This is a genomic window from Brachybacterium sp. AOP25-B2-12, assembly GCF_052378625.1.
GTDB lineage: Bacteria > Actinomycetota > Actinomycetes > Actinomycetales > Dermabacteraceae > Brachybacterium.
Map to the genome: position 1 here is coordinate 1 of NZ_JBQSXW010000025.1, position 23,462 is coordinate 23,462.

General features: G+C 70.0%; 16 protein-coding genes and 1 pseudogene. 11 read left to right on the forward strand and 6 right to left on the reverse strand.

Going from position 1 to position 23,462, the window contains the following annotated elements:
* The first annotated feature begins 138 nt into the window (after positions 1-138).
* The 4 genes from ACT3TZ_RS13910 (at position 139) to ACT3TZ_RS13925 (ending at position 5,339) form a co-directional block, all read left to right on the forward strand.
* A complete protein-coding gene (locus tag ACT3TZ_RS13910; RefSeq protein WP_444584031.1) occupies positions 139-1,047 on the forward strand; it encodes an ABC transporter permease subunit in 909 nt (302 codons plus the stop codon).
* The gene (locus ACT3TZ_RS13915; protein WP_444584032.1) at positions 1,044-2,000 is read left to right on the forward strand and encodes a carbohydrate ABC transporter permease; all 957 of its coding nucleotides are present in this window, start codon (positions 1,044-1,046) and stop codon (positions 1,998-2,000) included. The genes ACT3TZ_RS13910 and ACT3TZ_RS13915 overlap by 4 nt, the downstream gene beginning before the upstream one ends.
* Before the next feature lie 17 nt (positions 2,001-2,017).
* Positions 2,018-3,685, forward strand: coding sequence for an extracellular solute-binding protein (locus ACT3TZ_RS13920; protein ID WP_444584033.1), 1,668 nt, complete (start codon positions 2,018-2,020; stop codon positions 3,683-3,685).
* A 628-nt stretch (positions 3,686-4,313) separates the two neighbouring features.
* Entirely contained in the window at positions 4,314-5,339 is a 1,026-nt protein-coding gene (locus tag ACT3TZ_RS13925; protein WP_444584034.1) for a hypothetical protein, read from the forward strand.
* 86 nt (positions 5,340-5,425) lie between these two features.
* On the opposite strand, the gene ACT3TZ_RS13930 is transcribed toward ACT3TZ_RS13925, so the two are convergent.
* Entirely contained in the window at positions 5,426-6,376 is a 951-nt protein-coding gene (locus tag ACT3TZ_RS13930; RefSeq protein ID WP_444584035.1) for a PAC2 family protein, read from the reverse strand.
* Between the two features lie 250 nt (positions 6,377-6,626).
* On the opposite strand from ACT3TZ_RS13930, the gene ACT3TZ_RS13935 reads away from it, so the two are divergent.
* Positions 6,627-7,295 carry a 4a-hydroxytetrahydrobiopterin dehydratase gene (locus tag ACT3TZ_RS13935; protein WP_444584036.1) on the forward strand — a complete coding sequence of 223 codons (669 nt, stop codon included), beginning with the start codon at positions 6,627-6,629 and terminating at the stop codon, positions 7,293-7,295.
* 7 nt (positions 7,296-7,302) lie between these two features.
* Here the strand turns inward: ACT3TZ_RS13935 and ACT3TZ_RS13940 are convergent.
* Positions 7,303-8,111, reverse strand: a pseudogene (locus tag ACT3TZ_RS13940) (TSUP family transporter).
* A 75-nt stretch (positions 8,112-8,186) separates the two neighbouring features.
* Here ACT3TZ_RS13940 and ACT3TZ_RS13945 point away from each other — a divergent pair.
* Both ACT3TZ_RS13945 and ACT3TZ_RS13950 read left to right on the forward strand, forming a co-directional pair.
* Positions 8,187-9,314 (forward strand): winged helix DNA-binding domain-containing protein, encoded by a 1,128-nt coding sequence (locus ACT3TZ_RS13945; RefSeq protein WP_444584037.1) that lies wholly within the window; start codon positions 8,187-8,189, stop codon positions 9,312-9,314.
* A gap of 112 nt (positions 9,315-9,426) precedes the next feature.
* A complete protein-coding gene (locus ACT3TZ_RS13950) occupies positions 9,427-10,422 on the forward strand; it encodes a GNAT family N-acetyltransferase (protein WP_444584038.1) in 996 nt (331 codons plus the stop codon).
* Between the two features lie 58 nt (positions 10,423-10,480).
* Here the strand turns inward: ACT3TZ_RS13950 and ACT3TZ_RS13955 are convergent, their stop codons facing one another.
* Positions 10,481-10,915: a VOC family protein gene (locus ACT3TZ_RS13955; RefSeq protein WP_444584039.1), complete on the reverse strand. Its 435-nt coding sequence runs from the start codon at positions 10,913-10,915 to the stop codon at positions 10,481-10,483.
* 627 nt (positions 10,916-11,542) lie between these two features.
* On the opposite strand from ACT3TZ_RS13955, the gene ACT3TZ_RS13960 reads away from it, so the two are divergent.
* Positions 11,543-12,904 carry an MFS transporter gene (locus tag ACT3TZ_RS13960; RefSeq protein WP_444584040.1) on the forward strand — a complete coding sequence of 454 codons (1,362 nt, stop codon included), beginning with the start codon at positions 11,543-11,545 and terminating at the stop codon, positions 12,902-12,904.
* A 38-nt stretch (positions 12,905-12,942) separates the two neighbouring features.
* Here the strand turns inward: ACT3TZ_RS13960 and ACT3TZ_RS13965 are convergent, their stop codons facing one another.
* Positions 12,943-14,577: a multidrug effflux MFS transporter gene (locus ACT3TZ_RS13965; RefSeq protein WP_444584041.1), complete on the reverse strand. Its 1,635-nt coding sequence runs from the start codon at positions 14,575-14,577 to the stop codon at positions 12,943-12,945.
* 91 nt (positions 14,578-14,668) lie between these two features.
* Between ACT3TZ_RS13965 and arsB the strand changes: the two genes are divergently transcribed.
* A complete protein-coding gene (arsB, locus tag ACT3TZ_RS13970) occupies positions 14,669-15,970 on the forward strand; it encodes an arsenical efflux pump membrane protein ArsB (protein ID WP_444584042.1) in 1,302 nt (433 codons plus the stop codon).
* Between the two features lie 203 nt (positions 15,971-16,173).
* Here arsB and ACT3TZ_RS13975 read toward each other — a convergent pair whose 3' ends face one another.
* Both ACT3TZ_RS13975 and ACT3TZ_RS13980 read right to left on the reverse strand, forming a co-directional pair.
* Positions 16,174-16,938, reverse strand: coding sequence for a queuosine precursor transporter (locus ACT3TZ_RS13975; protein ID WP_444584043.1), 765 nt, complete (start codon positions 16,936-16,938; stop codon positions 16,174-16,176).
* 128 nt (positions 16,939-17,066) lie between these two features.
* Complete coding sequence (locus tag ACT3TZ_RS13980; RefSeq protein ID WP_444584044.1) at positions 17,067-17,750, reverse strand: TetR/AcrR family transcriptional regulator; 684 nt, start codon at positions 17,748-17,750, stop codon at positions 17,067-17,069.
* 257 nt (positions 17,751-18,007) lie between these two features.
* On the opposite strand from ACT3TZ_RS13980, the gene ACT3TZ_RS13985 reads away from it, so the two are divergent.
* On the forward strand, positions 18,008-20,815 hold the full coding sequence (locus ACT3TZ_RS13985; protein WP_444584045.1) for an MMPL family transporter: 2,808 nt from the start codon (positions 18,008-18,010) through the stop codon (positions 20,813-20,815).
* The gene (locus tag ACT3TZ_RS13990) at positions 20,812-23,445 is read left to right on the forward strand and encodes a YhgE/Pip family protein (RefSeq protein WP_444584046.1); all 2,634 of its coding nucleotides are present in this window, start codon (positions 20,812-20,814) and stop codon (positions 23,443-23,445) included. The genes ACT3TZ_RS13985 and ACT3TZ_RS13990 overlap by 4 nt, the downstream gene beginning before the upstream one ends.
* Positions 23,446-23,462 lie beyond the last annotated feature (17 nt).

Consider the following 23,462-nt stretch of genomic DNA (forward strand, 5'->3'; position numbering starts at 1 on the left):
GTTTAAGTCCAATCCATGGATGAAAGTTCTCGACGAGGAGAATGCATGCCGCACACACCACTCCCGCCCCCCATGGCGCGGTCCGCGATACAGGCTGTTCCGGACCGCGTCGAGAGTTCGGGACCGGCCGGCCGTACCGTGCGCTTCCGCGCTCGTCTGCGCCGTGATCTGCCGCTGATCCTGCTCGGGCTGCCCGGATTGATATTCCTCCTCACCTTCCAGTACGCACCGCTGCTCGGCAACGTCATCGCCTTCCAGGACTACCAGCCCTATCTCGGGATCGGGGAGAGCGAATGGGTGGGCATGTCGAACTTCGCCGTGATATTCAACGGCGATGCCGAATTCCTGAACGCCTTGAAGAACACTCTGATCCTCCTCTTCCTGCAGGTCGTCGTCGTGTTCCCCGCCCCGATCGTGCTGGCGCTCGTGCTCAACAGCCTCCTGTCAGAGCGCATCAAACGAGTCGTCCAGAGCGTTCTCTACATGCCGCACTTCCTGTCGTGGGTCGTGATCGTCGCGATCTTCCAGTCGGTCTTCGGCGGCAGCGGCATGATGAACGGTTGGCTGCGCGCCAACGGGTACGAAGCGTTCGACGTGATCGGGAACTCCGATTTCTTCCGACTGGTGCTCACGAGCCAGATCCTGTGGAAGGACACCGGGTGGGCCACGATCCTGTTCCTCGCGGCACTCTCGCAGATCGGTGCCGAGCTCTACGAGGCCTCTGCAGTGGACGGTGCGAGCAGATGGCGCCAGATGTGGCACGTCACACTTCCCGGTCTGCGAGGAATCATCATCCTGCTGCTGATCCTCCGTCTCGGCGACGCCCTCACGGTGGGCTTCGAGCAGATCATCCTGCAGCAGGGGCCCGTCGGGGTCGGGGTCAGCGAAGTCCTGGACACGTACGTCTACAACCAGGGAATCCTCGGCGGTCAATGGGGAGTGGGTGCTGCGGTCGGACTGGTCAAGGGAGTCGTCGGCGTCGTCCTCGTGCTCGCCGCCAACAAGATCGCCCACCTGTTCGGAGAGGACGGGATCTACCGCGCATGAACGACATCGCCAGCACGACCCCAAGCATGCAGCCCAAGGCCGCTCCACGCCCCCGCAGGCGGCACCGTCCCACGGCACTCGGCACACCGCCGCCCAGCGTTCCCGTCCGCATCCTCAAGGCGATCGCGCTCACCGTGGCATGCGCCCTGGTGATCTTCCCCTTCCTCGGGGTCATCTCGACGAGCATCTCCTCGCCGCAAGCCGTCGTGAAGGCGGGAGGTTTCGTCATCTTCCCTGACTCGATCAACCTCGACGCCTACCGAGCGATTCTCAACGGTGGCGTGATCTCGCGCGCCGTCTGGGTCAGCATCGGCATCACGGTCGCCGGGACGACGATCAGCCTCGCAGTGACCACGACTCTCGCCTACTCGCTCAGCCGCAAAGGGAGCCTGTTCCAGCGACCGATCCTGTTCCTGGTCCTCGGGGCATTGCTGTTCACACCCGGGATGATCCCCTCCTATCTGGTCGTCAAGGGACTCGGGATGCTCGACAGCTACTGGGCGCTGATCCTTCCCACGGCCGTCAGCGCCTTCAACGTCATCATCGTGCGGTCGTTCTTCATGGGTATCCCCAGCGAGCTCATCGAGAGCGCACGCATCGATGGTGCGTCGGAATGGCGAATCTTCACCCGGATCGTGCTTCCGCTGTCCAAGGCTTCCCTCGCCGTGATCGGCCTTTTCTACGCCGTGGGCTATTGGAACTCGTTCTTCAACGCGCTGCTCTATCTCAACGATTCAGCGAAATGGCCGATGCAACTCGTGCTGCGGTCGTACGTGGTCGACAGCTCGTCGCTCAGCTCCAGCCAGCTCAGCATCATCGACGGGGCGTTCCCGCCCCAGCAGTCGCTCCAGATGGCGATCCTCGTCGTCTCGGTGGTCCCGATCCTCGTCGTCTACCCATTCCTCCAGAGGCACTTCGCCAAGGGAGTCCTCACCGGAGCCGTCAAGGGATGAAACTCAAAGGAGAGAACATGTCCCCCCATCGCAACACCGCCCTGAACACCAATCGACTCGACCGACGCACGATCCTGCGGGTTGCGGCGTTGGCAGGCGGCGCCTCGGCGCTCGGCGCCACGGCGCTGTCCGGCTGCTCGTCCAAGAAGACCTCCTCGCAGGCAGCGCAGGCCAATTCCAGCGTCGTGCTGCCGACGCAGACACGCTTCGAGGGACTCACCCCCGATATCCCGGGAGACGGGGAGTGGGTCGCCGACGGATTCACCGCATACCCGACCACGCGCATCAAGGCCACCGAGAAGATCCCCGGGGACGGCTCCGAGGTCAAGGCCTTCCTCGCGCTCTCGACGCCCCCGCCGACCGTTCGGGACAAGAACTCTCAGTGGCAGGCCATGGAGGACCGCCTCGGGGTCGAGCTCAGCATCTCGATGGTCCCGGCCGGAGAGATGAACGACAAGTTCACCACTCTTGTTGCCGGCAGCGATCTCCCGGACATCGTCCAGGTTTGGACGACACCGACGCCCAAGGCCGCCCTGATGTCGAACATCTTCGAGGACATCACCGACCTCGTGTCCGGCGACGCGATCTCTGCCTACCCGAACCTGGCCAATCTGCCGACGTCCTGTTGGCAGTACTGCATCTTCGATGGTGCGATCCACGGGGTCCCGATTCCTCGCGGAGGAGTCTCGAGCACGGTGGTGCACCAGCGACAGGACATCCTGGACTCCCTGGGCATGGAGATCGAACCCCAGAACGTGCAGGAGCTCCTGGACGCCGCGGCCGAGGTCACGGACGAGGCAGGAAGTCGCTGGGCATTCACCGAGGCTCCCATGACGCTGCTCCGGCAGATGTACGGCATCGCCAACACCTGGTCGGTCCGCAACGGCAGCTTCACCGCCGCGATCGAGGACGACAAGATGCCCGACATCCTCGCCGATGCCAAGCGTTTCCTCGACGCCGGTGTCGTGCATCCCGACAGCTTCAGCTCCAACATCGGCACTTTGTCCAAACAGTGGTTCAACCAGGGATCAGCCGTGTTCACCATGGACACCTACACCGCGATGCGCGGCTTCTACTCGGAGAACACCGGGGGAGACGCCTTCAAGGTCAAGCTCATGAAGTTCGGAGGGATCGACGGCGACCCCGTGACGTACCTCGGTCACCCCACGCACAGCGTCGTCGGCCTGAAGAAGGGAGATCATGAGCGGGCCGCGATGCTGTTGGGCATCCTGGACTGGCTGGCATCACCGTTCGGCACCGACGAGTACACGATGGTCAACTACGGCACCGAGGTGTCGACCTTCCAGATGTCCGGCGGTGCACCCTCGCTCACCGATCTCGGCAAGCAGGAGATCGGGCTCGGTCTGTCATACCTCGGAGCGCCGCCGCAGGTCTTCTACCTCGAGCAGCATGCGGACGTGACCGAGATGGAATGCGATCACCTGCGGTGGCTCGCCCCGCTGGGTCAGGTCAATCCCGCTCTCGCACTCCCCTCCGACACGAGAGACAAGAAGGGCCAACAGCTCGACAAGGCCCTGGCAGATACCCAGACCGCGATCCTGCAGGGAAAGCAGGAGCCCGGGAGCTGGACCGACGCCGTGGCCACCTGGCGCAAGAACGGGGGCGACCAGATCCGTAAAGAGCTCGAGGAGGCGCAGGCGTCGAGCAAGGTGACGTCGTCCTGACTGACATCCCAGCTCGGGGTGCGGGCCGCCCTGGCAGGCCCGCACCCCGAGAACTCGATCCGCCGCGACCGCCACATCGCCTCACCCGAGAAGGAACACCATGCCCGAGATCCCCGTCGCCGACCCCTCTGTCATCGAGGTCCAGGTCGGCGTCGATGACGGATGGGTCCCGCCCTCGTCGGTCTACGTGGTCTGCACCCGCGCAGGCAACGGCCTGAAGGTCGACATCGGAGCGCTCGACGACGTGGCTCGAGTGCGCCTGACCTGGCGAGTCGATGTTCCGTCCTCCGGGCTCGTCCTCGGCGATGCCTGGGAACGGAGTTACGGAGATCTCCGGTGGGCACACATGGACGGCTCCCGGACGTTGCCGTGGACAGCGCTCGTCCATGACACGGACGTCGGGGCGACATGGGGGTTCGGGGTCGAGGTCCGCGGTGGTGCCTTCGCAGGGTGGACGGTGTCGGAAAGGCAGGTGAGACTGGTCCTGGATCTCCGTTGCGGTGGTGCCTCCGTCCGCCCCGGCGATCGCGCCATCCACGCCGGGACGATTCGGTGGAGTGAGGCCTCCGGGCTCTCTGCCTTCGCGGCGCAGTGTGAGCTGATGGGCCTGCTGTGCCGTGATCCTCTGATGCCCGAGCACCCGGTCGTGGGGGCGAACAACTGGTACTACGCCTACGGCAAGGGCCTCGACGTCGAGACGGTCCTGCGCGATGCCTGGCTGATATCCCAGTACGCGGGTCCCGGTCCCCGTCGCCCGTACGCGGTCCTGGACGACGGATGGTCGCCCTCCGGAGTGGCGGACGGATTCGCGGCATCGGGCGGGCCCTGGGACGCGGGGCGCGACCCCGAGTTCACGCGGCTCGCGGAGCTTCCCGGTGCGGTGTGTGCCGAGGGCGCGAGACCGGGCATCTGGTTCCGTCCCCTTCTGACCCGATCCCGGTCCGACCCGGCGGCACGGTGGGAGCGTGACGGGCGGACCGCGCTGGACCCCACGGCACCCGGCATGGACGAGCGGATCTCCGAGGATTTCGCGCGGCTCGTGGGATGGGGCTTCGAGATGATCAAGCACGACTTCTCGACCGTGGATCTCGTCGGCCGGTGGGGCTTCGAGATGGGCGACAGCCCCTCCGGCGGGCCCCCGTTGCGGCGCCGGGATCTCACGACGGCGGAGGCGCTCGTGAACTTCTATCGCACGATCCGCAGCGCGTCGGGCTCGGCGCTCCTCATCGGTTGCAACACTGTCGGACATCTTGCGGCCGGGCTCACGCACGTCTCGCGTACGGGTGATGACGTGTCGGGTTCGGACTGGTCGCGGACACGTCGGATGGGTGTGAACACCCTCGCATTCCGGCTCGCACAGCACGGCAGGTTCCACGCTGTCGACGCCGACTGCATCCCGTGCACGCCCCAGGTCCCCTGGGAGCTGAATCGTCGCTTCCTCGGCCTGGTCGCTCGTAGCCGGACGGCACTGTTCGTCTCCGTGGACCCTGCGGCCCGGACCGATCGCGCGGACCAGGACATCGCCACAGCCGTGCAACGCGTCCTCCACGGCCCGACGGCATCAGACCTCGAGCCGCTCGACTGGCTCAGCTCCTCGACGCCGTCGTCATGGGCTGACGACGAGGGCGAACACCAGTACTCCTGGGACGCGTGACCGCTCGGGTCCTTTCCTGTCGGCGGAGCGGACATCCCCGATGCGCTCGCGAGAAGCAGGCGTGAGCGCGGTTTCCCTGCCCTCTGTCACGACGCCTGATGGTCCTGACCGTCCTCGGTGTCGCCCGTGCCATCGCCGAGGCCCTGCAGGAACCGCTCGACCTCGGCGGCGATCTCGTCGCCGGAGGGCACCTCGGTCTCGGCGGGGCCGCCGGGTGTGCTGTCCCCGGGGCCGGCGGGCAGCGCGCGGTCGTAGTTCTCCTCGAACGCCCGGACCAGCTGCTGGAGCTGGGCGGCGTCTGCCACCTGCTCGGCGACGGCCTCCCGGGTGGCCTGGGCGGCGGGCGCGAGCGCGCCGACGGGCATGGGAAGTCCCGTCTCCGTCTCGATGCCGCGCAGCAGGGCGATGGTCGCCTCGGGGTAGGGCATCTCGTGGAGGTACTGCGGGACGTGGGCGACGAGCCCGACGGTCTCGTGCCCGGCCTGCCCCAGCCGCAGCGTGAGCAGGTAGGTGAAGGTCGAGCGCATCCGGAAGGTCGCCGGGAGCGGCCGGGGCGCCTGGATGTGCTCGGGGTCGTCGGCGTAGGTGGTGATGGTCAGCGGACGTGTGTGGGGGACCGGGGCGGGGAAGCTCTGGGCCATCACCGTGCGCGTCACGCCGAGCTGCTCGACGACGATCCGGATCGCCGAGGCGATGCGCTCCCACTGCAGGGTGGGCTCCGGCCCGGTCAGCAGGTAGAAGGGGCGCTCATTGGGGGCGGTCACCTCGTACAGCAGGATCTCCGGGCGGGCGTAGTCGAGGAAGCGATCGTGCTCGAGCGTGATCTCCGGGCGGTGCGCGCCGTAGTCGAAGACCTGGTCGAGATCGAGGCGGCCGATCACGCGGTGGGGCAGGGCGTCGAAGAGATGCTCCTCGATGAGCTCCTGGGCGTGGCCCGCATCGGCGAACGCCTCGAGGGTCACGACCATCGTCGTCGCGGTGAGCGATCGCGGTTCGACGTCCTTCTCGTACTGGAAGAGGGTGGTCGGGTCGAGCATGAGGACCTCCGGGCGGTGCTGCGCGCGCAGGGGCGCGGACGGGTGATACGACCTTCAACCATCTCCGGGGCAGGGGTATTCCGTGCCCTGGGCCTGGGCCTGGGCCTGGGCCTGGTTCGTTCCGGGCGCATGTGGCACTGTGCACATCAGGACTCGTGGCGCATCGGGGCCCGGACCACGGCCGGCCCTGCAGTACGCGAGGAACCGCACCGGCGCGCTCCGTCCGCGCCCCGAGCACCGGAGGCACATCATGGCCGATCCAGTCCTGAAGGGTCAGGAGCTCCTCGACGCCCTCGCCGCCGAGGGCCTCGCCGACTGGCAGGGGTTCCCGGACGGTCTGCGCACGCGCCTGCTGACCCGCACCTTCGCCGCCGGACTCGACCTCGTGGCGCGGATCGGCGAGCTGGCCGAGCGGCGCGATCACCACCCCGACGTGCGGCTCACGTTCCCCCACGTGGACCTCACGCTCATCAGCCACGATGCGGGCGGTGTGACCGTGCGGGACCTGCGCCTGGCGGGGGAGATCTCCGCCCTCGCACGGGAGGCCGGCATCGCGGCGGACCCGGCGGCGCCGGTGATGCTGGAGCTGGGGCTCGACACCGCGGCCCGGGATCGCACCGGGCCGTTCTGGGCGGCCCTGCTGACCGGGGACGCCGGAGCGGTGGACGGCGACGACGTCGTCGACCCCTCGGGCAGGGTGCCGACCCTCTGGTTCCAGGGGACCGATCCTCACGACGTGCCGCGGCAGCGCCTGCACGTGGACCTCTGGGTGGGCGCCGATCAGGCCGAGGCCCGGATCGCCGCCGCTCTCGCGGCCGGAGGCATCATCGACGACGACTCCGAGGCGCCGTCTTTCACCGTGCTCGCCGATGCGGAGGGCAACCGCGCCTGCATCTGCACGATCGCCGAGCGCGGCTGAGGGCTCCTCAGAGCACCAGGCGTACCGTGTCCACCCCGAGCTTCACCGCGAGCAGTGCCGTGACCACGAGGAACACGATCCGCACGAACCCGGAGCCGCGCCGCAGCGCGATGCGTGCCCCCAGGTAGCCGCCCAGGACGTTGGCGGCCGCCATCATCCCCCCGAGCACCCACGCGACCTCCCCGTGAGCGGCGAACACCGATAGCGCCCCGAGGTTGGTGGCGAGATTGGCGAGCTTCGCGTGGACGCTGGCCTCGAGGAACCCGAACCCCAGCAGCGACACCATCGCGATGACCAGGAACGTCCCGGTGCCCGGGCCGAGGATCCCGTCGTAGATGCCCACCACCAGGCCGATCGCACCGGCACGCCACACGTGGGCGCGTCCCGTGTGCCGCGGCGTGTGCTCGAGGCCCAGGGTGGGACGCCGGAGCGTGTGGGCCCCGACCACGAGCAGCGCGGCCAGGACGATGGGCGACATCAGGGGCCGGGGATCAGGGTCGCGAGGCTCGCGCCCAGGGTGCTGCCGCCCGCCGCGCACACGATGAGCGGCACGGTCGTCGCGAGCATCGGCCCGATCCTGCGGACGTAGGTGGCCGAGGACACTGCGGTCCCGGCGGCGCTCGCGAGCTTGTTGGTGCCCAGCACCGTGCCCGTGGAGGCATCGGCAGGAAGTCCCGTGAGCAGCGCCGGGAGCTGGATCAGGCCGCCGCCTCCCACGACGGCGTCGACCCATCCGGCCGCGAAGGCCGCGAGCGCCAGCAGCACGATCACCAGCGCGCTGACCTGGCCGATGGCGGGGATGTCGAGGACGGGCACGGGGACAGTCAACGCCCGGGATCGGGCTCGGGGCCAATCGGCTCGTGCGTCGGCGGGTCGGGCTAGGTTGTGGCCATGGTCGATCCCTCGCTCGTCGCCCGTCGCCTCGTCGCCCAGGGGCTCGCCATTCGCCCCTTCGGCACGGCGCACGACGTCGCCCGGGCGCAGCTCGCGATGCAGGGCCAGGACCTGCCCGGTGTGATCGCCTCGATCGCGCTGCGCCTGTCCCCGGAGGTCGCCCCGAGCGCGCAGGTCGCGGTGGCGGCGGTGCTCGCCGCCTTCGACGAGGGCACGATCGTGCGCGGCTACCCGATGCGGGGGACCGTCTTCGCGGTCGCCGCGGAGGACCTGCGCTGGATCACCGAGCTGTGTGCCGGCGCGCCCGCCCGCGCCCAGGAGCGCCGTCGTGGCCAGCTGGGGCTCGACGACGAGCAGGTGGATCGCGCCCGCACATTGCTCGAGTCGGCCGCGGGGGAGCGCACCCGGGGGCTGTCCCGTGAGGACCTGTTCGCGCTGTGGGAGCGCGAGGGTCTTGCCCCCGCCAGAGGGCGCGGCTACCACGTGCTGTCCTACCTCATGGCCACGGGCGTCGCCGCGTACGGCCCGTGGAACCCGCAGGCACAGAGCAACGACGTGGTGCTCGCCGAGACCTGGCTGCCGCTGGGCACCTCGATCGCCGAGCGCTTCGGCGGGGACACCGATACCGCGGCGGCAGAGCTGCTGCTCCGGTATCTCACGGGCCACGGCCCGGCGACGCTGCGCGACGCGGCCTGGTGGTCCAAACTGCCGCTGACCACGCTGCGACGGGTGCTGCCATCCCTCCGCGGCGAGCTGGAGACGGATCCCGCGGCGACGGTCGCGGGGGAGGAGCTGTGGTGGCGGCCCGGACTCCTGGACGAGGTCGCCGCGGCAGGGAGCGCCGTGGATCGCCTGCACCTCCTGCCGGGTTTCGACGAGATCGTGCTCGGCTACCCCGATCGCACCGCGCTCGTCCCCGAGGAGCACCTGGACGCCCTGGTCCCGGGCAACAACGGCGTCTTCCAGCGCGCGGTGCTGCGCCGCGGGCGGATCGTCGGCACCTGGCGGCGGACGGGCCCCCCGGGGCGCCGCGCGTTCGCGGTCGACGGATTCCGCACGCTCCCGGCGATCGCGCTGCGCGAGGCGACATCCGCCCACGGCCGGTTCCCGCACCTCGGGAGCTGACCGGGGATTCCCAGCAGCCCGGTACACGGTGGGGTCCTCCGCGCGCCTCCGGCGGAGGACCCTCAGGGCAATGCAGTTGCACCTCCGGCGCTCCGGCCGAGACGATGGGCACATGTCCATCCACGACTCCGCGCGCCACGCCGCTTCCCTCCCCGCTGACCTCGTCGTCGACGCCCTCACGACCGAGGACGCCCCCGCACTGAACGCGCTGGTCAACGCCCTGGCCGCGACGGACGGCACGGGGGAGACGGAGCCGCTGGAATCGACGCGGGAGTTCCTCTCGACACCCGGCACGGACCTCGCCCTGGACACCGTGGCGGTGCGCCGCGGCGACGAGCTCATCGCCTACGGCGGCGTCAACCTCCCCGAGGAGCTGACGCACGACGGCCGCGTCCGGGCGCGTCTTCAGGGAGGCGTCCGGGCCGCGGATCGCCGCGCGGGCATCGGGACGCTGATCTTCGGACTGCTTGAGCGCCGGGCCGTGCAGCTGGCGGCGGACCAGCATCCCGGTGCTCCCGGCTATCTCGAGAGCAGCGGGGGCCTCGCCGGGGATCCGGTCCGGCATCTCCTGGAGGCCCGTGGGTACACCGCGGTGCGGGATTTCCACGAGATGACCCGTGCACTCGACACACAGATCGACGAGCGCGCGCTGCCGGCGGCCTACACCGCCGTCAGCCCCGACGAAGGGCACAAGGCGACCGTCCGCACGGCGCATAACGCGGCCTTCGCGGACCACTGGGGCTCGGCTCCCATCAGCGAGGGCCGCTGGGAGCAGTTCTGGCATTCGCACGCGGCGCGTCCGGCGCTGTCGAGCATCGCCCTGGACGACGACGGCACGGCGATCGCCTACGTCATCGCGCAGGAATGGGAGCCCCGGGAGCTGTACATCGCGCTGGTGGGCACGACATCGGCGGCGCGCGGCAGGGGAGTGGCGCGGGCGCTGATCACCAGGACGTTGCAGCTGGCCAAGGCCAGCGGGAACTACGACACGGTGGACCTGGGTGTCGACGCGGAGAGCCTGACCGGTGCGACCCGCCTGTACACGGACCTCGGCTTCCGCACGGACAAGGTGTTCACGTCGTATCAACGGGACCTGCCGACCGCGTGAGACGCCCGGCGCGCTCCGGCGCCGTCGCCGTAGAGCCGGCCGGACGAGGTGGTGCAGGTCAGCCGAGCTCCTCGACGATCCCGATCACGATGCGGGAGGGGCCGCGGAGGTAGGCGAAGAGGCAGTAGTCCTCGTACCGCGCCACCTCGCCGACCAGCTCGGCACCGAGCGGCACGAGTCGCGCGATGGTGTCCTGGAGGTCGTCGACCACGACGGTGATGCGGGGGACTCCGGCCACGGCGAAGGGGAGATCCGGCGCCGGCTGCTGGACCGGCTCCCGGAACACCGAGAGCTCGACCCGGCCCTGTCCATCAGGGGTCCTCACCGTGGCGATGTCGGTGCGGACGCCGTCCATCCCCAGCAGCGCATCGGCCCACGCGCCCTGCACGGTGGCTTCGCCCTCGAGCTCGAACCCCAGCTCGACGAAGAAGGCGATCGCCGCGGGGAGGTCCTCGACGATGATCCCGGTGTTGTCCAGCCGCACGATGCTCATGAGGTGCACAGTAGGCCGGGGGCTCGTGGAGGGCCAGGGTCACGAGTTGACTTTACATAACGTGCATTATCGGCGTTGCGTGCGAGGGGGTCCGTGGGTCTCGGGGCGACTCTGTGCGGCCTGGACGCATGACGACGTGCGGCATGCCGCCTCGCGCGGCGCCGTCGTCGCCGGTTCCCCACACCATGCAGCTCCGTGGGACGCCGACTCATCGTCACCTTGTGCCGACCAGGCGCGTCGTCCATCGAGCTCCATCCAGGGCGCGTGCCACCTGCCGTCGTGCCACCGCATCACATATCGATACATCAAGACACGGAATCGTCGACACAGGGACGATGGGACGTCCTGGCTCAGGTAACCCCGTGTACGGCCTTGCTGAGTGAGGACGTCCCGTCGACGCAGCCGAATCGACCCGAGGACGCAGATTCCCGCCCTCGAAAGGAACCCCACGCACCGGAACTTTGGCACCGCGCCCCAAGATCCGCGGAGCGCTCCGCCGCACGAGTCCCCCACCTGCCATGACACACGCCCCCTGTGATCTTTCAGCCAGTTCCCAGGGCGTGGAACCGCACCCGTGCTGGCACGTCCGAGCAGGTTCAGGCTTCACCCAGGTCTAGTCTGCCGATCATGACCCAGGCCACGACGCGCGCCCCCTCCTCCCTGGGACGCTCGGTCTCCAACACCCTCAAGGGCTCCGCCGGCAACCTCGTCGAGTGGTACGACGTGTACGTCTACTCGGTGTTCTCGACGTACTTCGAGTCCCAGTTCTTCGCCGCCGACGACCAGAACTCGCACGTCTACGTGTGGGCGATCTTCGCCGTCACCTTCGTGATGCGACCGGTGGGCTCGTGGTTCTTCGGCTGGTTCGCCGACCGCTACGGCAGGCGCCGCTCCCTGACCGCCTCGGTGTCACTCATGGCCCTGTGCTCCTTCGCCGTGGCGTTCACGCCCACACAGGCGTCCATCGGTATCGGCGCCGCGATCGTGCTCATGATCTGCCGACTGCTGCAGGGCTTCGCGACGGGCGGCGAGTACGGGACCAGTGCCACGTACATGTCGGAGTCCGCCGTCCCGGGCCGGCGCGGCTTCCTGTCCTCGTTCCAGTACGTCACCCTCGTCGGCGGCCACGTCCTGGCCCAGACGACGCTGCTGATCATGATCCTGTCGGCCGACACCACCTGGATCTCCGAGATCGGGTGGCGCATCGCCTTCGGGCTCGGCGGCATCTCGGCGATCGTCGTGTTCTGGCTGCGTCGCACCATGGACGAGTCCCTCACCGTCCAGACGCTCGGCGAGCATCGCGCGTCGGATCGGCGCAGCGGGTCGATCCGTGAGCTGCTGACGCGCTACTGGCGCCCGTTCGTGCTGTGCTTCCTCGTGACGATGGGCGGCACCGTCGCCTTCTACACGTACTCGGTCACCGGCCCCAAGATCATCCAGAAATCCTTCGCCGGTGGTGATCTCGTGACGGGCACGGTCATCAACCTCATCGCCCTGACAGCGCTCATGCTCCTGCAGCCCCTGGGCGGGCTCGTCGCCGACCGCATCGGCCGCAAGTCCCTGCTGGTGTTCTTCGGGATCGGCGGCGTGCTCTACACGTGGGTGCTGACGTTCCGGCTCCCGGAGATCCACAGCGCTGCCCTGGCGTTCCTGGTGCTGCTGGTCGGCTTCGTGATCCTCACCGGGTACACGTCGATCAACGCCGTGGTCAAGGCGTCGCTGTTCCCGACGCACGTGCGCGCCCTGGGCGTCGGTCTGGGATACGCGCTCGCGAACTCCGTGTTCGGGGGCACCGCTCCCCTGCTCTACACCGCCGCCCAGAGCGCGGACCGGATCGGCACCTTCACGATCTACGTGACGCTCGCGATCCTGGCCTCGCTGATCGTGTACATCGTGGCCCTGCGCGATCGCGGCGCCGACTGGCTGGACGACGAGGCCGAGATGCAGCGCCGCGAGGACGCGGCCGCGCGGGTCCCCGCGAAGGTCTGAGGCAAGCCCGCTCTCCCCGGTCCGGCATGCCGGGGCACTCAGGCCTCCCGCGCCGCCGCGCGACCGGCCACAACGTAGCAGCCGATGGACAGCGCCACCCCGATCACCATGACGGTCGCCATCGGGACCGCGGTGTGGGTGCCGGCCAGGCCCACGAGCGGTGCCGCGCACGAGGCTGCGAAGGAGAACCCGAGGCCCAGCATCGCCGATCCCGTGCCCGCGAACTCGCGGGCCTCCTGGGAGGCCAGCGCTCCCCCGTTGCCGAACACGAAGCCCTGGGGCGCGACGACGAGGAAGAAGGCGGGCAGGACGATCCACGCCGGCGTCCCGAAGAACAGGGCGCCCGTCAGCAGGGCGACCGTGCCCACCGAGACGATCGTGAGCCCGATCCGGATCATCACTCGAGGGTGATGGCGACGCGTCAGGCGCGCCGACAGGAACGACATGGTCATCATCCCGGCGGAGTTGAGGGCGAACGCGATCGAGTACCCGGTCGCGGTGAACCCCAGCATCTCCTGCACGACGAAGGACGACGCCGAGACGTACGCCATCAGAGCGAACGCGGAGAACGCGTTGACCAGCAGATACGCGACGAACACCGGCCGACGGAGCAGAGTCCGGCAGTTGTGCAGGAACGTGCGGAAGCCACCGGAGTGCCTCCGTGAGCGCGGCAGCGACTCCGGGATGAGGAACAGGGCGCCGATCAGGGAGATCAGCGACATCGCCGCGATGACGAGGAACACCTCGCGCCACTGGCCCACCAGCAGGATCAGACCACCCAGCAGCGGGGCGACGATCGGTGCGATCCCGCCGACGCCCTGCATGATGTTCATCGTGCGGAACAGCTCCGGGCCGTCCGTCATGTCGATGAGCACGGCACGACCCAGGACCATGCCGAAGCCGCCACCGACGCCCTGCGCCATCCGCAGCACCGTGAGGGTCTCGATGTCCTGGGCCAGGGCGCACCCGATCGAGGCGACGAGGCACAGCACGATCCCGATCAGCAGCGGCACTCGGCGCCCGAGGCGGTCCGAGAGCGGGCCCGCGACCACCTGACCGACCGCCGTGCCCGCGAAGAATGCGGTGATGGTCAGCTGCAGCAGCGCCGGGGTCGTCCCGAGATCCTGCGTGACCTGCGGGAATGCCGGGATGTACATGTCGGTGGCCAGGGGTCCGATCGCGCTGAGGGTCGTCAGCACCGCGATCACGAGGGCGGTGACGCGGCCCCGGCTGAGGCGCAGCTCCTCCTCGCTGGGCAGGTGCGCGCGCTCGCGATCGCCCGGATCCTCGAGCACCGGGATCGCCCCGGTGATGGTGGGGATCCCACCGGTGATCGTGGGGATGGGCCCGGTCGTCGTCGGCATCTGCCCGGTGGTCGTGCGGATCGGTCCCGTCGTCGTGGGGATCGAGCCGGTGGTGGTCGGGATCGGGCCGGTCGTGGTGGGGATCCCGTCGGTCCAGGTGGGCCTCGCCTCGGGCTCGGCGGATCGTGGGGTGCGCGGGAGGTGGATCTGACCCGTGGGGGTGCGGCGCGGTCGATCGGTGCTCGCGGGTGAGGTGCTCGCGGGCGCGGCGTCCGCGTCCGGTGCGTGGTGGAGGTCGTCGCGGGGCGCATCGGGCCTCGCGGATCCGTCTTCGTGGGCGAGAGGGTTCTCGGACGAGGGGGAGGGCACAGCAATCCTTCGACGTCGTGGAGTGGGGGTTCCCCGGGGCATCGTCGCGCCGAGGAGTCCCACATCTTTTCACGCGTGCAAGAATCCGGAGGTGCTTCCCGGTGTCCTCTCCGTGGTGATCTTCGCCGCCACCCTCGTCTGCGTGATCCGACGCCCCCGCGGGATCGGCGTCGGCTGGTGGGCCACGGCCGGTGCGCTCGCCTGCCTGCTGACCGGTGTCGTGCACCTGCAGGACATCCCGCCCGTGATCCCGATCGTCGGGGACGCGACGGTGGCCTTTGTCGGGATCGTCCTCATGTCGCTGGTCCTGGACCGTGCGGGGCTGTTCGGCTGGGCGGCCCTGCACGTGTCCCGGTGGGCGCGGGGCAGCACGCGGTGCCTGTTCGTCCTCGTCATCGTCCTGGGCGCCGTCGTCTCGGCATTCTTCGCCAACGATGGTGCCGCCCTGATCCTGACCCCGATCGTGATCGGCATCGTCTCGGAGCTGAAGCTGTCCGCGAAGGCGGCGCTCGCCTTCGTCATGGCCTGCGGCTTCATCGCCGACACCGGCAGCGTCCCCCTCGTCATCTCGAACCTGGTCAACATCGTCGCCGCGGACCACTTCGGGATCTCGTTCGGCCGGTACGCGGCGACGATGGTGCCCGTCGGGCTCGTCGCGATCCTCAGCTCGGTGGTCGTGCTGCTGCTCGTGTGCGGGCGGTCCCTCCCCCGTTCCTTCGACGCCTCGATCCTGCGGCCTCCAACCGAGGCCATCGAGGACCCGCTGACGGTGCGCGCGGGACTCGTGGTGCTCCCGGTGCTGGTGGCCGCGTATCTCGGGGCCGGCGCGCTGCACCTGCCGCTCGCGGTGGTCACGACGGGTGGCGCCGTCGTCCTGCTGGTCATCGCCGCGATCGGTCGCCGGGTGCCCCTGGGGGCCACGGTCCGGGACGCGCCGTGGGACGTCATCGTCTTCTCGCTCGGGATGTACGTGGTGGTGCTCGGTCTGCGCAACCACGGCACCACGGACCTGCTCGCCGCCCTGCTCGACGTGCTCGGCGCCCACGGGCTGCTGGTGGCCACGCTCGGGGTGGGGGTGCTGGTGGCGCTCATCGCGTCGTTCGCCAACAACCTCCCCGCCATCCTGCTCGCGGCTCTGGCGATCGACGCCAGCGGTGCGGGCGGGGCGATCCACGACGCGATGGTGCATGCGAGCGTGATCGGTGCGGACCTCGGGCCCAAGTACACGCCGATCGGGTCGCTCGCGACGCTGCTGTGGCTGCATGTTCTCGCGCGGCGCGGGATCCATGTGAGCTGGGGGCAGTACCTGCGGGCGGGAATCGTGCTCACCACGCCGGTGCTGCTCGTCTCGCTCGCCGCGCTGGCCGGGGTGCTGGCGTTGCAGGCTGGGTGAGGGGTGGGGGCAGGTTCCGGTGGGGTGTGGGGGCATGTCTGGGGGCGTCCCGGGGATGACCGTCCAGGGGGTCGGGTGGTCGAGTCCGCGGGGACGCGGGACGACGCAGGGCCCACCCGGACGTCACGGCACGGCGCCAGCCCGCGCGTCACGGCACGGCGCCAGCCCGTACGTCACGGCACGGCCGGACGCGCGCCCGCCCGTCACGCCTGCGCGCGCGCCAGTGCTTGCTGGTAGCTGCGGTCGGTGCGCTTGAGCCGGCGGATCACGGCGGCGGTCACGGGAATCGCCGCGTACTGCACGAGCACCTTGTAGAGGAAGCCCAGGATCGTGTACTCGGCCCACTGACCCACCGAGGAGATGCCGATCGCGGTCGCCGCGATCGAGCAGAAGATGATGGTGTCGACCAGCTCGCCCAGGCCGCTCGAGGACAGGAGCCGGCCGATCAGGCCCCGCTCCCCCGCCCGTGCCTTCATGCGGCTGAGGACGAAGGAGTTCAGGCTCTGGCCGGCGAGGAAGCCGCACAGGCTGGCCAGGACGATGATCCAGACGGGACCCAGCGCGAGCGCCAGGGCCTCCTGCTTGGCGGTGCCGAAGTCGTCGGTGAACCCGGGCAGGATGATGATCACCTGGTAGCAGGCCACCGCGAGGATGTTCAGGGCGAAGGAGGTGATGATGGCGCGCCGGGCGGCGCGGGTGCCGTAGAGCTCGGTGATGACGTCGCCGAGGATGTAGGCCAGGGGGAAGAGGAAGAACCCGCCGTCGGTGATGATCTCGAAGCCGGTTCCGGGGACGGTCCCGAAGGTGACGCCCTTGGAGGCGCCGATCCCCGAGAGGATGACGACGACGGCCATCAGCGCCAGCAAGATGTCGTAGTGCGAGGCTCCCCGGTCGGCGTAGACGGCGCCGGCCGGGCGTCCAGATGTGGGAGAGGGGAGGGTGTCCGGGGCTGAGTTCTGTGCGTTCACCCGGGAACCCTAGCCGACGTGCGCTCCGGTGCCGGGAGGGGCGAGAGCGCCCTTCGCGGCCGACCTCGACGTTCCGACGGGCCCCGAGGGGCCCTCGCAGTGCACGCGCGGAGGGCGCCGTCGGGCGGTCAGACCCGGGGAGCCACCGTCGAGCCCGCGGGCTCGACGAAGGCCTGCATGACCCGCAGGATGCTCTCACCCGCGAGGTCGGCGATGTCGGCGCGGTCGAGGTTCTCCTGGACCATGAGGTCGATGAACACGCCGATCAGGAGCTGCGCCAGCTGACCCACGCCGATCGCGCACTCCTCCCCCTTCGTGGCCAGGCCCATCGACAGCGCCAGCGCGATCTCGTCGCGGAGGCGGTGACGCTGGGCGTTGAGCTGCGCGAGCGCCGTCTCCGAGCGCAGCGCGTGGGCGACGGACTCGGAGTACAGCAGGTACCACTGGCGCCCGTACGGACGGATCGCCTCGAAGACGTCGACCATGATCGCGGCCTCGTCGGGACCCTCCCCACCGCAGCCGTCCCCGCCGTCCTCGAGCGAGATCGCGTGCTCCACGGAGGTGCGAACGATGTGGATGACCTCGTCGGTCACCTCCTCGAACAGCGCGTAGAACACCTCGTCCTTCTTGGTGAAGTTGGAGTAGAACGCACCGCGGGTGAAGCCTGCCGCCGTCACGAGGTCGTCGATCGTGGCGCCGTCGATCCCCTTGTCGACGAAGACGTCGAGGGATGCGCGCACCAGTCGCGCACGGGTGTTCTCCTTGCGGCGGGTGGCGGGCTCCGATGAGAGGGGCTCGAACAGGTCGGTCATGGTCTCTTCCTCGAGGGGCGCGGGGCCGGCGTCGTCGTCGGGATCCGCGTTTGTGGGCAGGGGTACGGGACGATACTATCGCTCTGGATACGCTCGCGTATCCAATTCGTCGATGTCCTCGATACGCCACCGCATCCGAGCGGGCGTCCCTCCTCGTCGGCTCCCGCAGACCTCGATCATCGACATGGGCACCCCCTCGCCACCGCCGTGCGCGGACGCGTCGGCCAGGGACCCGCCCGTCGGCAGAAGGGTGACACGTGTCCTCGACGCTGTACCGACTCGGACGCACCATGGCACGTCTCCACTGGCGGGTGATCGGCGTGTGGGCCATCCTCGCCGTCCTGCTGTCCGGGCTCGCCGTCGGCCTCGGCGGCACGCTGTCGACGGCCTTCGAGATCCCGGGGACCGAGGCCCAGGAGGGTCTGGACGAGCTCTCGACCCGCTTCCCGCAGATGAGCGGGACCTCGGGCCAGATCGTCTTCGTCACCGAGGACGGCACCACCGTCGACGACCACCGGGACCAGATCGACAAGGCCATGCAGGAGGCCGCGGGGGTCGACGGCGTCGAGGTCGCGCCCAGCCCCTTCGACGAGAACTCCCCGGGCACCCGCGGCTCCGAGGACACCGCGATCATCGGCACCGTGCAGATGGAGGGCCAGCCGGGCGGCTTCCCCGACGGCTCCCTCGAACGCCTCGAGGAGATCACGCAGGAGGCCACGGCCGACGGGCTCGAGGCCCACCTGGGCGGTCAGATCCTCCAGGAGGCGGGGATGCCGCTCAGCATCGCCGAGGTGATCGGCGTCGTCGCCGCGCTCATCGTCCTGGCGATCACCTTCCGGGCGATCCTGCCCGCCGCGATCCCCATCACCACGGCACTGGTCGGGATCGTGGTCTCGATGACGGCGCTGCTCTCGCTCGCGTCCTCTGTCGACATCCCCTCGGTGACCCCCACCCTCGCGGTCATGCTCGGGCTCGCCGTGGGCATCGACTACGCCCTGTTCATCGTCTCGCGGCATCGACATCAGCTCACCGAGGGCATGGAGGTCGAGGAGTCGATCGGCGAGTCCATCGCGACCTCGGGCAGCGCCGTGATCTTCGCGGGGCTGACCGTGATCATCGCCCTCGTGGGCCTGTTCATCACCGGCATCCCGTTCCTGACGCTGATGGGTCTGTCCTCGGCCGCGACCGTCGCGATCGCCGTGGTCATCGCCCTGACGCTGCTGCCGGCGGTCCTCGGGCTGCTCGGGGAGCGGCTGCGCCCGCGCAAGGTCCGGGCCGCGATGAAGGCCAACGGCGGGGTGCTCCCGCCGGTCCCGGAGGACACCTCCGGCAAGCCGCCGCGCGGCACCGGTTGGGTGCGCTTCGTGACCAAGGTGCCGCTGCTGACGATCCTCATCGTCGTCGTGGGGCTCGGCGCGCTCACCATCCCGGCCAAGGACATGCGCCTGGGCCTGCCGGACCTGGGCACCGAGCGGCCCGACACCGCGGCACGCCAGACCTACGACCTCGTGACCCAGAAGTTCGGCGCCGGGTACAACGGTCCCCTGCTGCTGACCGCCGACATCATCAACACCACCGATCCGCTCGGGGTCATGGACGAGCTGAGGACCCGCGTCGAGGCCATGCCCGACGTCGAGACCGTCCAGCTCGCGACGCCCAACGAGGGCGCCGACATGGGCGTCGTCGTCGTCATCCCCAAGGGCGGGCAGACCGACGAGTCCACGAGCGAGCTGGTGCGCGAGCTGCGGGCCGATGCCCCGACCTGGGAGAAGGACCTCGACATCTCCGACGTCAAGGTCACCGGGCAGACGGCCGTCGCGATCGACATCACCGACCGGCTGTCCGATGCGCTGATCCCCTTCGGTGTCTTCGTCGTCGGGCTCTCCCTGATCCTGCTGGCGATCGTGTTCCGCTCGATCTGGGTGCCGATCAAGGCCTCGCTGGGCTACCTGCTGTCCATCGGTGCCGCCTTCGGCGCCGTCGCGATGATCTTCGAGTACGGCTGGGGCAACGCCGCGCTGAACATCCACGTCGTCGGGCCCGTCATCTCGTTCATGCCGATCATGGTGATGGGCGTGCTGTTCGGCCTCGCGATGGACTACGAGGTGTTCCTCGTGTCCCGGATGCGGGAGGAGTTCGTGCACACCGGCGACGCCAAGGGATCCATCGAGCGGGGATTCGCCGCGAGCGCGCCCGTGGTGATCGCCGCCGCGCTCATCATGATCGCCGTGTTCGGCTCCTTCATCCCCGAGGGCACCTTCATGATCCAGCCCATCGCGGTGGGCCTGGCCGTCGGCGTGCTCGTCGACGCCTTCGTCGTGCGCATGACCCTCGTGCCCGCCGTCCTCGCGCTGCTGGGCAAGCACGCCTGGTACCTGCCGCGCTGGCTGGACCGGATCCTGCCCAAGATGGACGTCGAGGGCGAGGGGCTCGTGCAGGTGCTCGAGCACCAGCGCTGGACCGCCGAGAACGGCCGATCCGCCGTCCGCTTCCAGGACGTCGTCACGCCGATCGACAAGGAGCGGGTGCTCGGCCCGCTCACCGGGTCGGTGGTCCCCGGGTCCCTGCTGGTCGCCAGCTCGGAGGACCCCGAGGCGCTGCGCACCTTCCTGGGTCTCGTCTCGGCCCGGGCGACCCCGACCGAGGGCCTCGTCGCTGTCCACGACTTCCTGGTCCCCGAGGACGCGTCCTCGGTGCGCTCGCGCACCCACGTGCTCCCCCCGGGATCCGACGTCGGCGCACGGCTGGCCGCGATCCGGGACGGCGCCGTCAGCGGGCGGACCATCGTCATCGCCCGCGCCGAGGATCTCGCGTCCGCCGGGCAGGGCGCCGTGTCGCGCCTCGAGGACCTCCTGGACCGAGGAGCCACCGCCGTGACCGGCGACCTCGGCGCCGGGGACGACCGCGAGATCGAGCTCGTCCGCGGCGCGCTGCGCGACCCGGACCGCGTGGTCACCGTGCCGCTGCGTCCGCGCCCGAGAGGCGAGGTCGCCGCCGGGACCGCACGATCCGACGCCCCCACCGACCACCGCACCGACTCCGATGTCGAAGGAGCCCTCGCATGAGGATCTTCCAGCACCCCAAGGCCCTGATCGTCGTCATGCTGCTGCCGCTGCTCATCGCGGCGGCCGGCATGTGGGCGCTGAAGGACCGTGTCGACCGCCTCGACACCGTGCCCGCGGCCGTGGTGAACCTCGACGAGGGCACCACCATGGACGTGGACGGGAAGCAGACGTTCGTGCCCTTCGGGCGGTCGCTCGCCGGGGCGCTGACGCAGCCCTCGACGAGCACGCAGGGCGAGGACGCGACCACCGGCTTCGACTGGCGCCTGACGGATCAGGACGACGCCACCGAGGGGCTGCGCACGGGCGAGTACGCCGCGGTGATCGTGATCCCCAAGGAGTTCAGCACCAAGCTGGGCACCCTCGGGCAGACCGATGCGGCGCAGGCGACCATCCACGTGACCACGAACGACGCCTCGGGCGCGCTCGACAGCGCCATCGGCGTCGCGATCTCCCAGGCCACCGCCTCGGCCACCGGGTCCGAGCTCACCGAGCAGTACCTCTCCCAGCTCTACGTGGGCTTCAACCAGTTCCACGACAGCTTCGAGCAGGCCGCCAACGGCGCCGGTGACCTCAAGGACGGCACTGACCAGCTCCGCTCGGGCCTGGGCCAGACCTCCGAGGGCGCCGGTCAGCTCGCGACCGGCGCCGAAGGTCTCGCCGGTGGCACCCGGGAGCTGTCCGAGGGCGTCACCGGCCTGAACTCGGGGATCCAGCAGGGCGCCGAGGGCACTCGCACCCTCGCCCAGGGCCTCGGGCAGCTCGACACGGGCGCCCAGGGTCTCGCCCAGGGGACGACGGCGCTGGCCGGTGGGCTCACCCAGCTCTCCACCGGCGCCGACGGCGTCGCCACGGGAGCCCGCCAGCTCAGCGACGGCATCAACGGGACCGACGACCAGCCGGGCCTCGCCTCCGGGGCCGCGCAGCTCCACGCCGGCGTGGCCGGGGACGGCACCGCCCAGAACCCGGGCCTCGTGGCCGGGACCCAGCAGCTCGCGACGGGCGCCCGCCAGACCGCCGACGGCACCAAGGCCGCCTTCGACGGCGACGGCCAGACGCCAGGCCTGGTCGACGGGGCACAGCAGTCGGCCGATGGGGTCGCGACGTATGTCGATGGGGTGTCCACGTTGGTCAACGGCGACGGGTCGGCGACGAACCCGGGAGTGGGCGGCGTCGGCGAAGCCCTGGCTGAGCAGTGCGGGCAGCTCCGTGCCGCGGCTGCCACAGCGCCCTCGGACGCGGTTCTCGAGGAGGCCATCGCGTCGATGTGCGGTCCGGGAATGTCGTCGGATGCACCGGTCGGAGGGTCGGTCGGTGCGTTGCAGACCTACGTCGAGGGGGCGCAGCCCCTGACTCACGCCCACGAATCGGAGGACCCCACGCCTGCGGACACCCTCGTCTCCGGCTCCCAGCAGCTCGCCACGGGCATCGACACCGCCGCCCACGGCGACGGCACCTCCGCCAACCCCGGCCTCGTGGCCGGCACCGACGGCCTGGCCACGGGCGCCGAGCAGATCGCGGCCGGCACCCCCGCGCTCGCGCAGGGCACCCAGCAGCTGGCCGACGGGACACGACAGCTGGGCACCGGGGCCTCGCAGCTCGCGGACGGCGCCGAGCAGCTCGCCACGGGCGCCCAGGACAGCGCCGACGGCGCCAACCAGCTCTCGACCGGCGCGACCCAGCTCGCCACCGGGACCTCCCAGAGCGCGACCGGGGCCGGGCAGCTCGCCGACGGCCAGGACCAGATCGCGACCGGCTCCCAGCAGCTCGCGACGGGCTCCGGGACGCTGGCCGACGGCGCCGACGAGCTCGCCACGGGGACCCGCTCGCTGTCGGACGGGACGGTCCAGCTCACCGACGGCGCCCAGCAGCTGACCGACGGCACGGGCGAGTTCGAGCAGGGGCTGCGCGACGGCGCGGACCAGGTGCCCACGTACACCGACGACCAGCGCGCGGACATGGCGAAGATGGCGGCCCAGCCCGTCACGAGTCTCTCGGAGCGCGACAACGAGGCCTCGGGGGCGGCGACCGCCGTGTTCCCGTTCGTCCTCGCGCTCGCGCTGTGGCTCGGGGCGTTCGGCTCGTTCCTGCTGCTGCCGGCCCTGTCGCGTCGATTCCTGGACAGCGCCATGCCGATGTGGATGGTCGCCCTGCGCTCCCTGCTCCCGGCGATCGTGCTCGGGCTCATCCAGGCGGTCGCCGTGCTGGGTGTCATCACCGCGATCGGCATCGAGCCGGTCTCCGCGCTCGGGGTGGGAGCCATCGCCTTCGCGGGGGCGATCGCCTTCGCGGCGGTCCATCAGGCGCTCCTGGCGCTGCTGGGCAATCGCGTGGGACGCATCGCCTCGGTGGTCGTGATGGTGCTGCAGGTGGTGGTCCTCGCCGGGATCCTGCCCCTGCAGACCGCTCCCCCGCTGCTGCAGTCGATCAGCTCCTTCATGCCGATCACGATCGTCTCCAAGGGACTGACCCATGCGGCGCTCGGCGGGGCGCTGGTCTCCACCTCCTCGACGCTGCTGGCCCTCGTGGCCGGTGCCGCCGGTGCGGTGGTGATCACGCTCATCGCCTCGCGGTCCGCACGGTCCCTCAAGACGGCACAGCTGGTCACGGAGGACGACGCCCTGCCTGCGTGATCGGTCTGCGTCGGCCC

Bases quoted from the DNA above. Each gene is read 5' to 3' on its own strand.
- ACT3TZ_RS13915 (WP_444584032.1), top strand. From the start codon at position 1,044: ATGAACGACATCGCCAGCACGACCCCAAGCATGCAGCCCAAGGCCGCT.
- ACT3TZ_RS13920 (WP_444584033.1), top strand. From the start codon at position 2,018: ATGTCCCCCCATCGCAACACCGCCCTGAACACCAATCGACTCGACCGA.
- ACT3TZ_RS13925 (WP_444584034.1), top strand. From the start codon at position 4,314: ATGCCCGAGCACCCGGTCGTGGGGGCGAACAACTGGTACTACGCCTAC.
- ACT3TZ_RS13930 (WP_444584035.1), bottom strand. From the start codon at position 6,376: ATGCTCGACCCGACCACCCTCTTCCAGTACGAGAAGGACGTCGAACCG.
- ACT3TZ_RS13935 (WP_444584036.1), top strand. From the start codon at position 6,627: ATGGCCGATCCAGTCCTGAAGGGTCAGGAGCTCCTCGACGCCCTCGCC.
- ACT3TZ_RS13945 (WP_444584037.1), top strand. From the start codon at position 8,187: ATGGTCGATCCCTCGCTCGTCGCCCGTCGCCTCGTCGCCCAGGGGCTC.
- ACT3TZ_RS13950 (WP_444584038.1), top strand. From the start codon at position 9,427: ATGTCCATCCACGACTCCGCGCGCCACGCCGCTTCCCTCCCCGCTGAC.
- ACT3TZ_RS13955 (WP_444584039.1), bottom strand. From the start codon at position 10,915: ATGAGCATCGTGCGGCTGGACAACACCGGGATCATCGTCGAGGACCTC.
- ACT3TZ_RS13960 (WP_444584040.1), top strand. From the start codon at position 11,543: ATGACCCAGGCCACGACGCGCGCCCCCTCCTCCCTGGGACGCTCGGTC.
- ACT3TZ_RS13980 (WP_444584044.1), bottom strand. From the start codon at position 17,750: ATGACCGACCTGTTCGAGCCCCTCTCATCGGAGCCCGCCACCCGCCGC.
- ACT3TZ_RS13990 (WP_444584046.1), top strand. From the start codon at position 20,812: ATGAGGATCTTCCAGCACCCCAAGGCCCTGATCGTCGTCATGCTGCTG.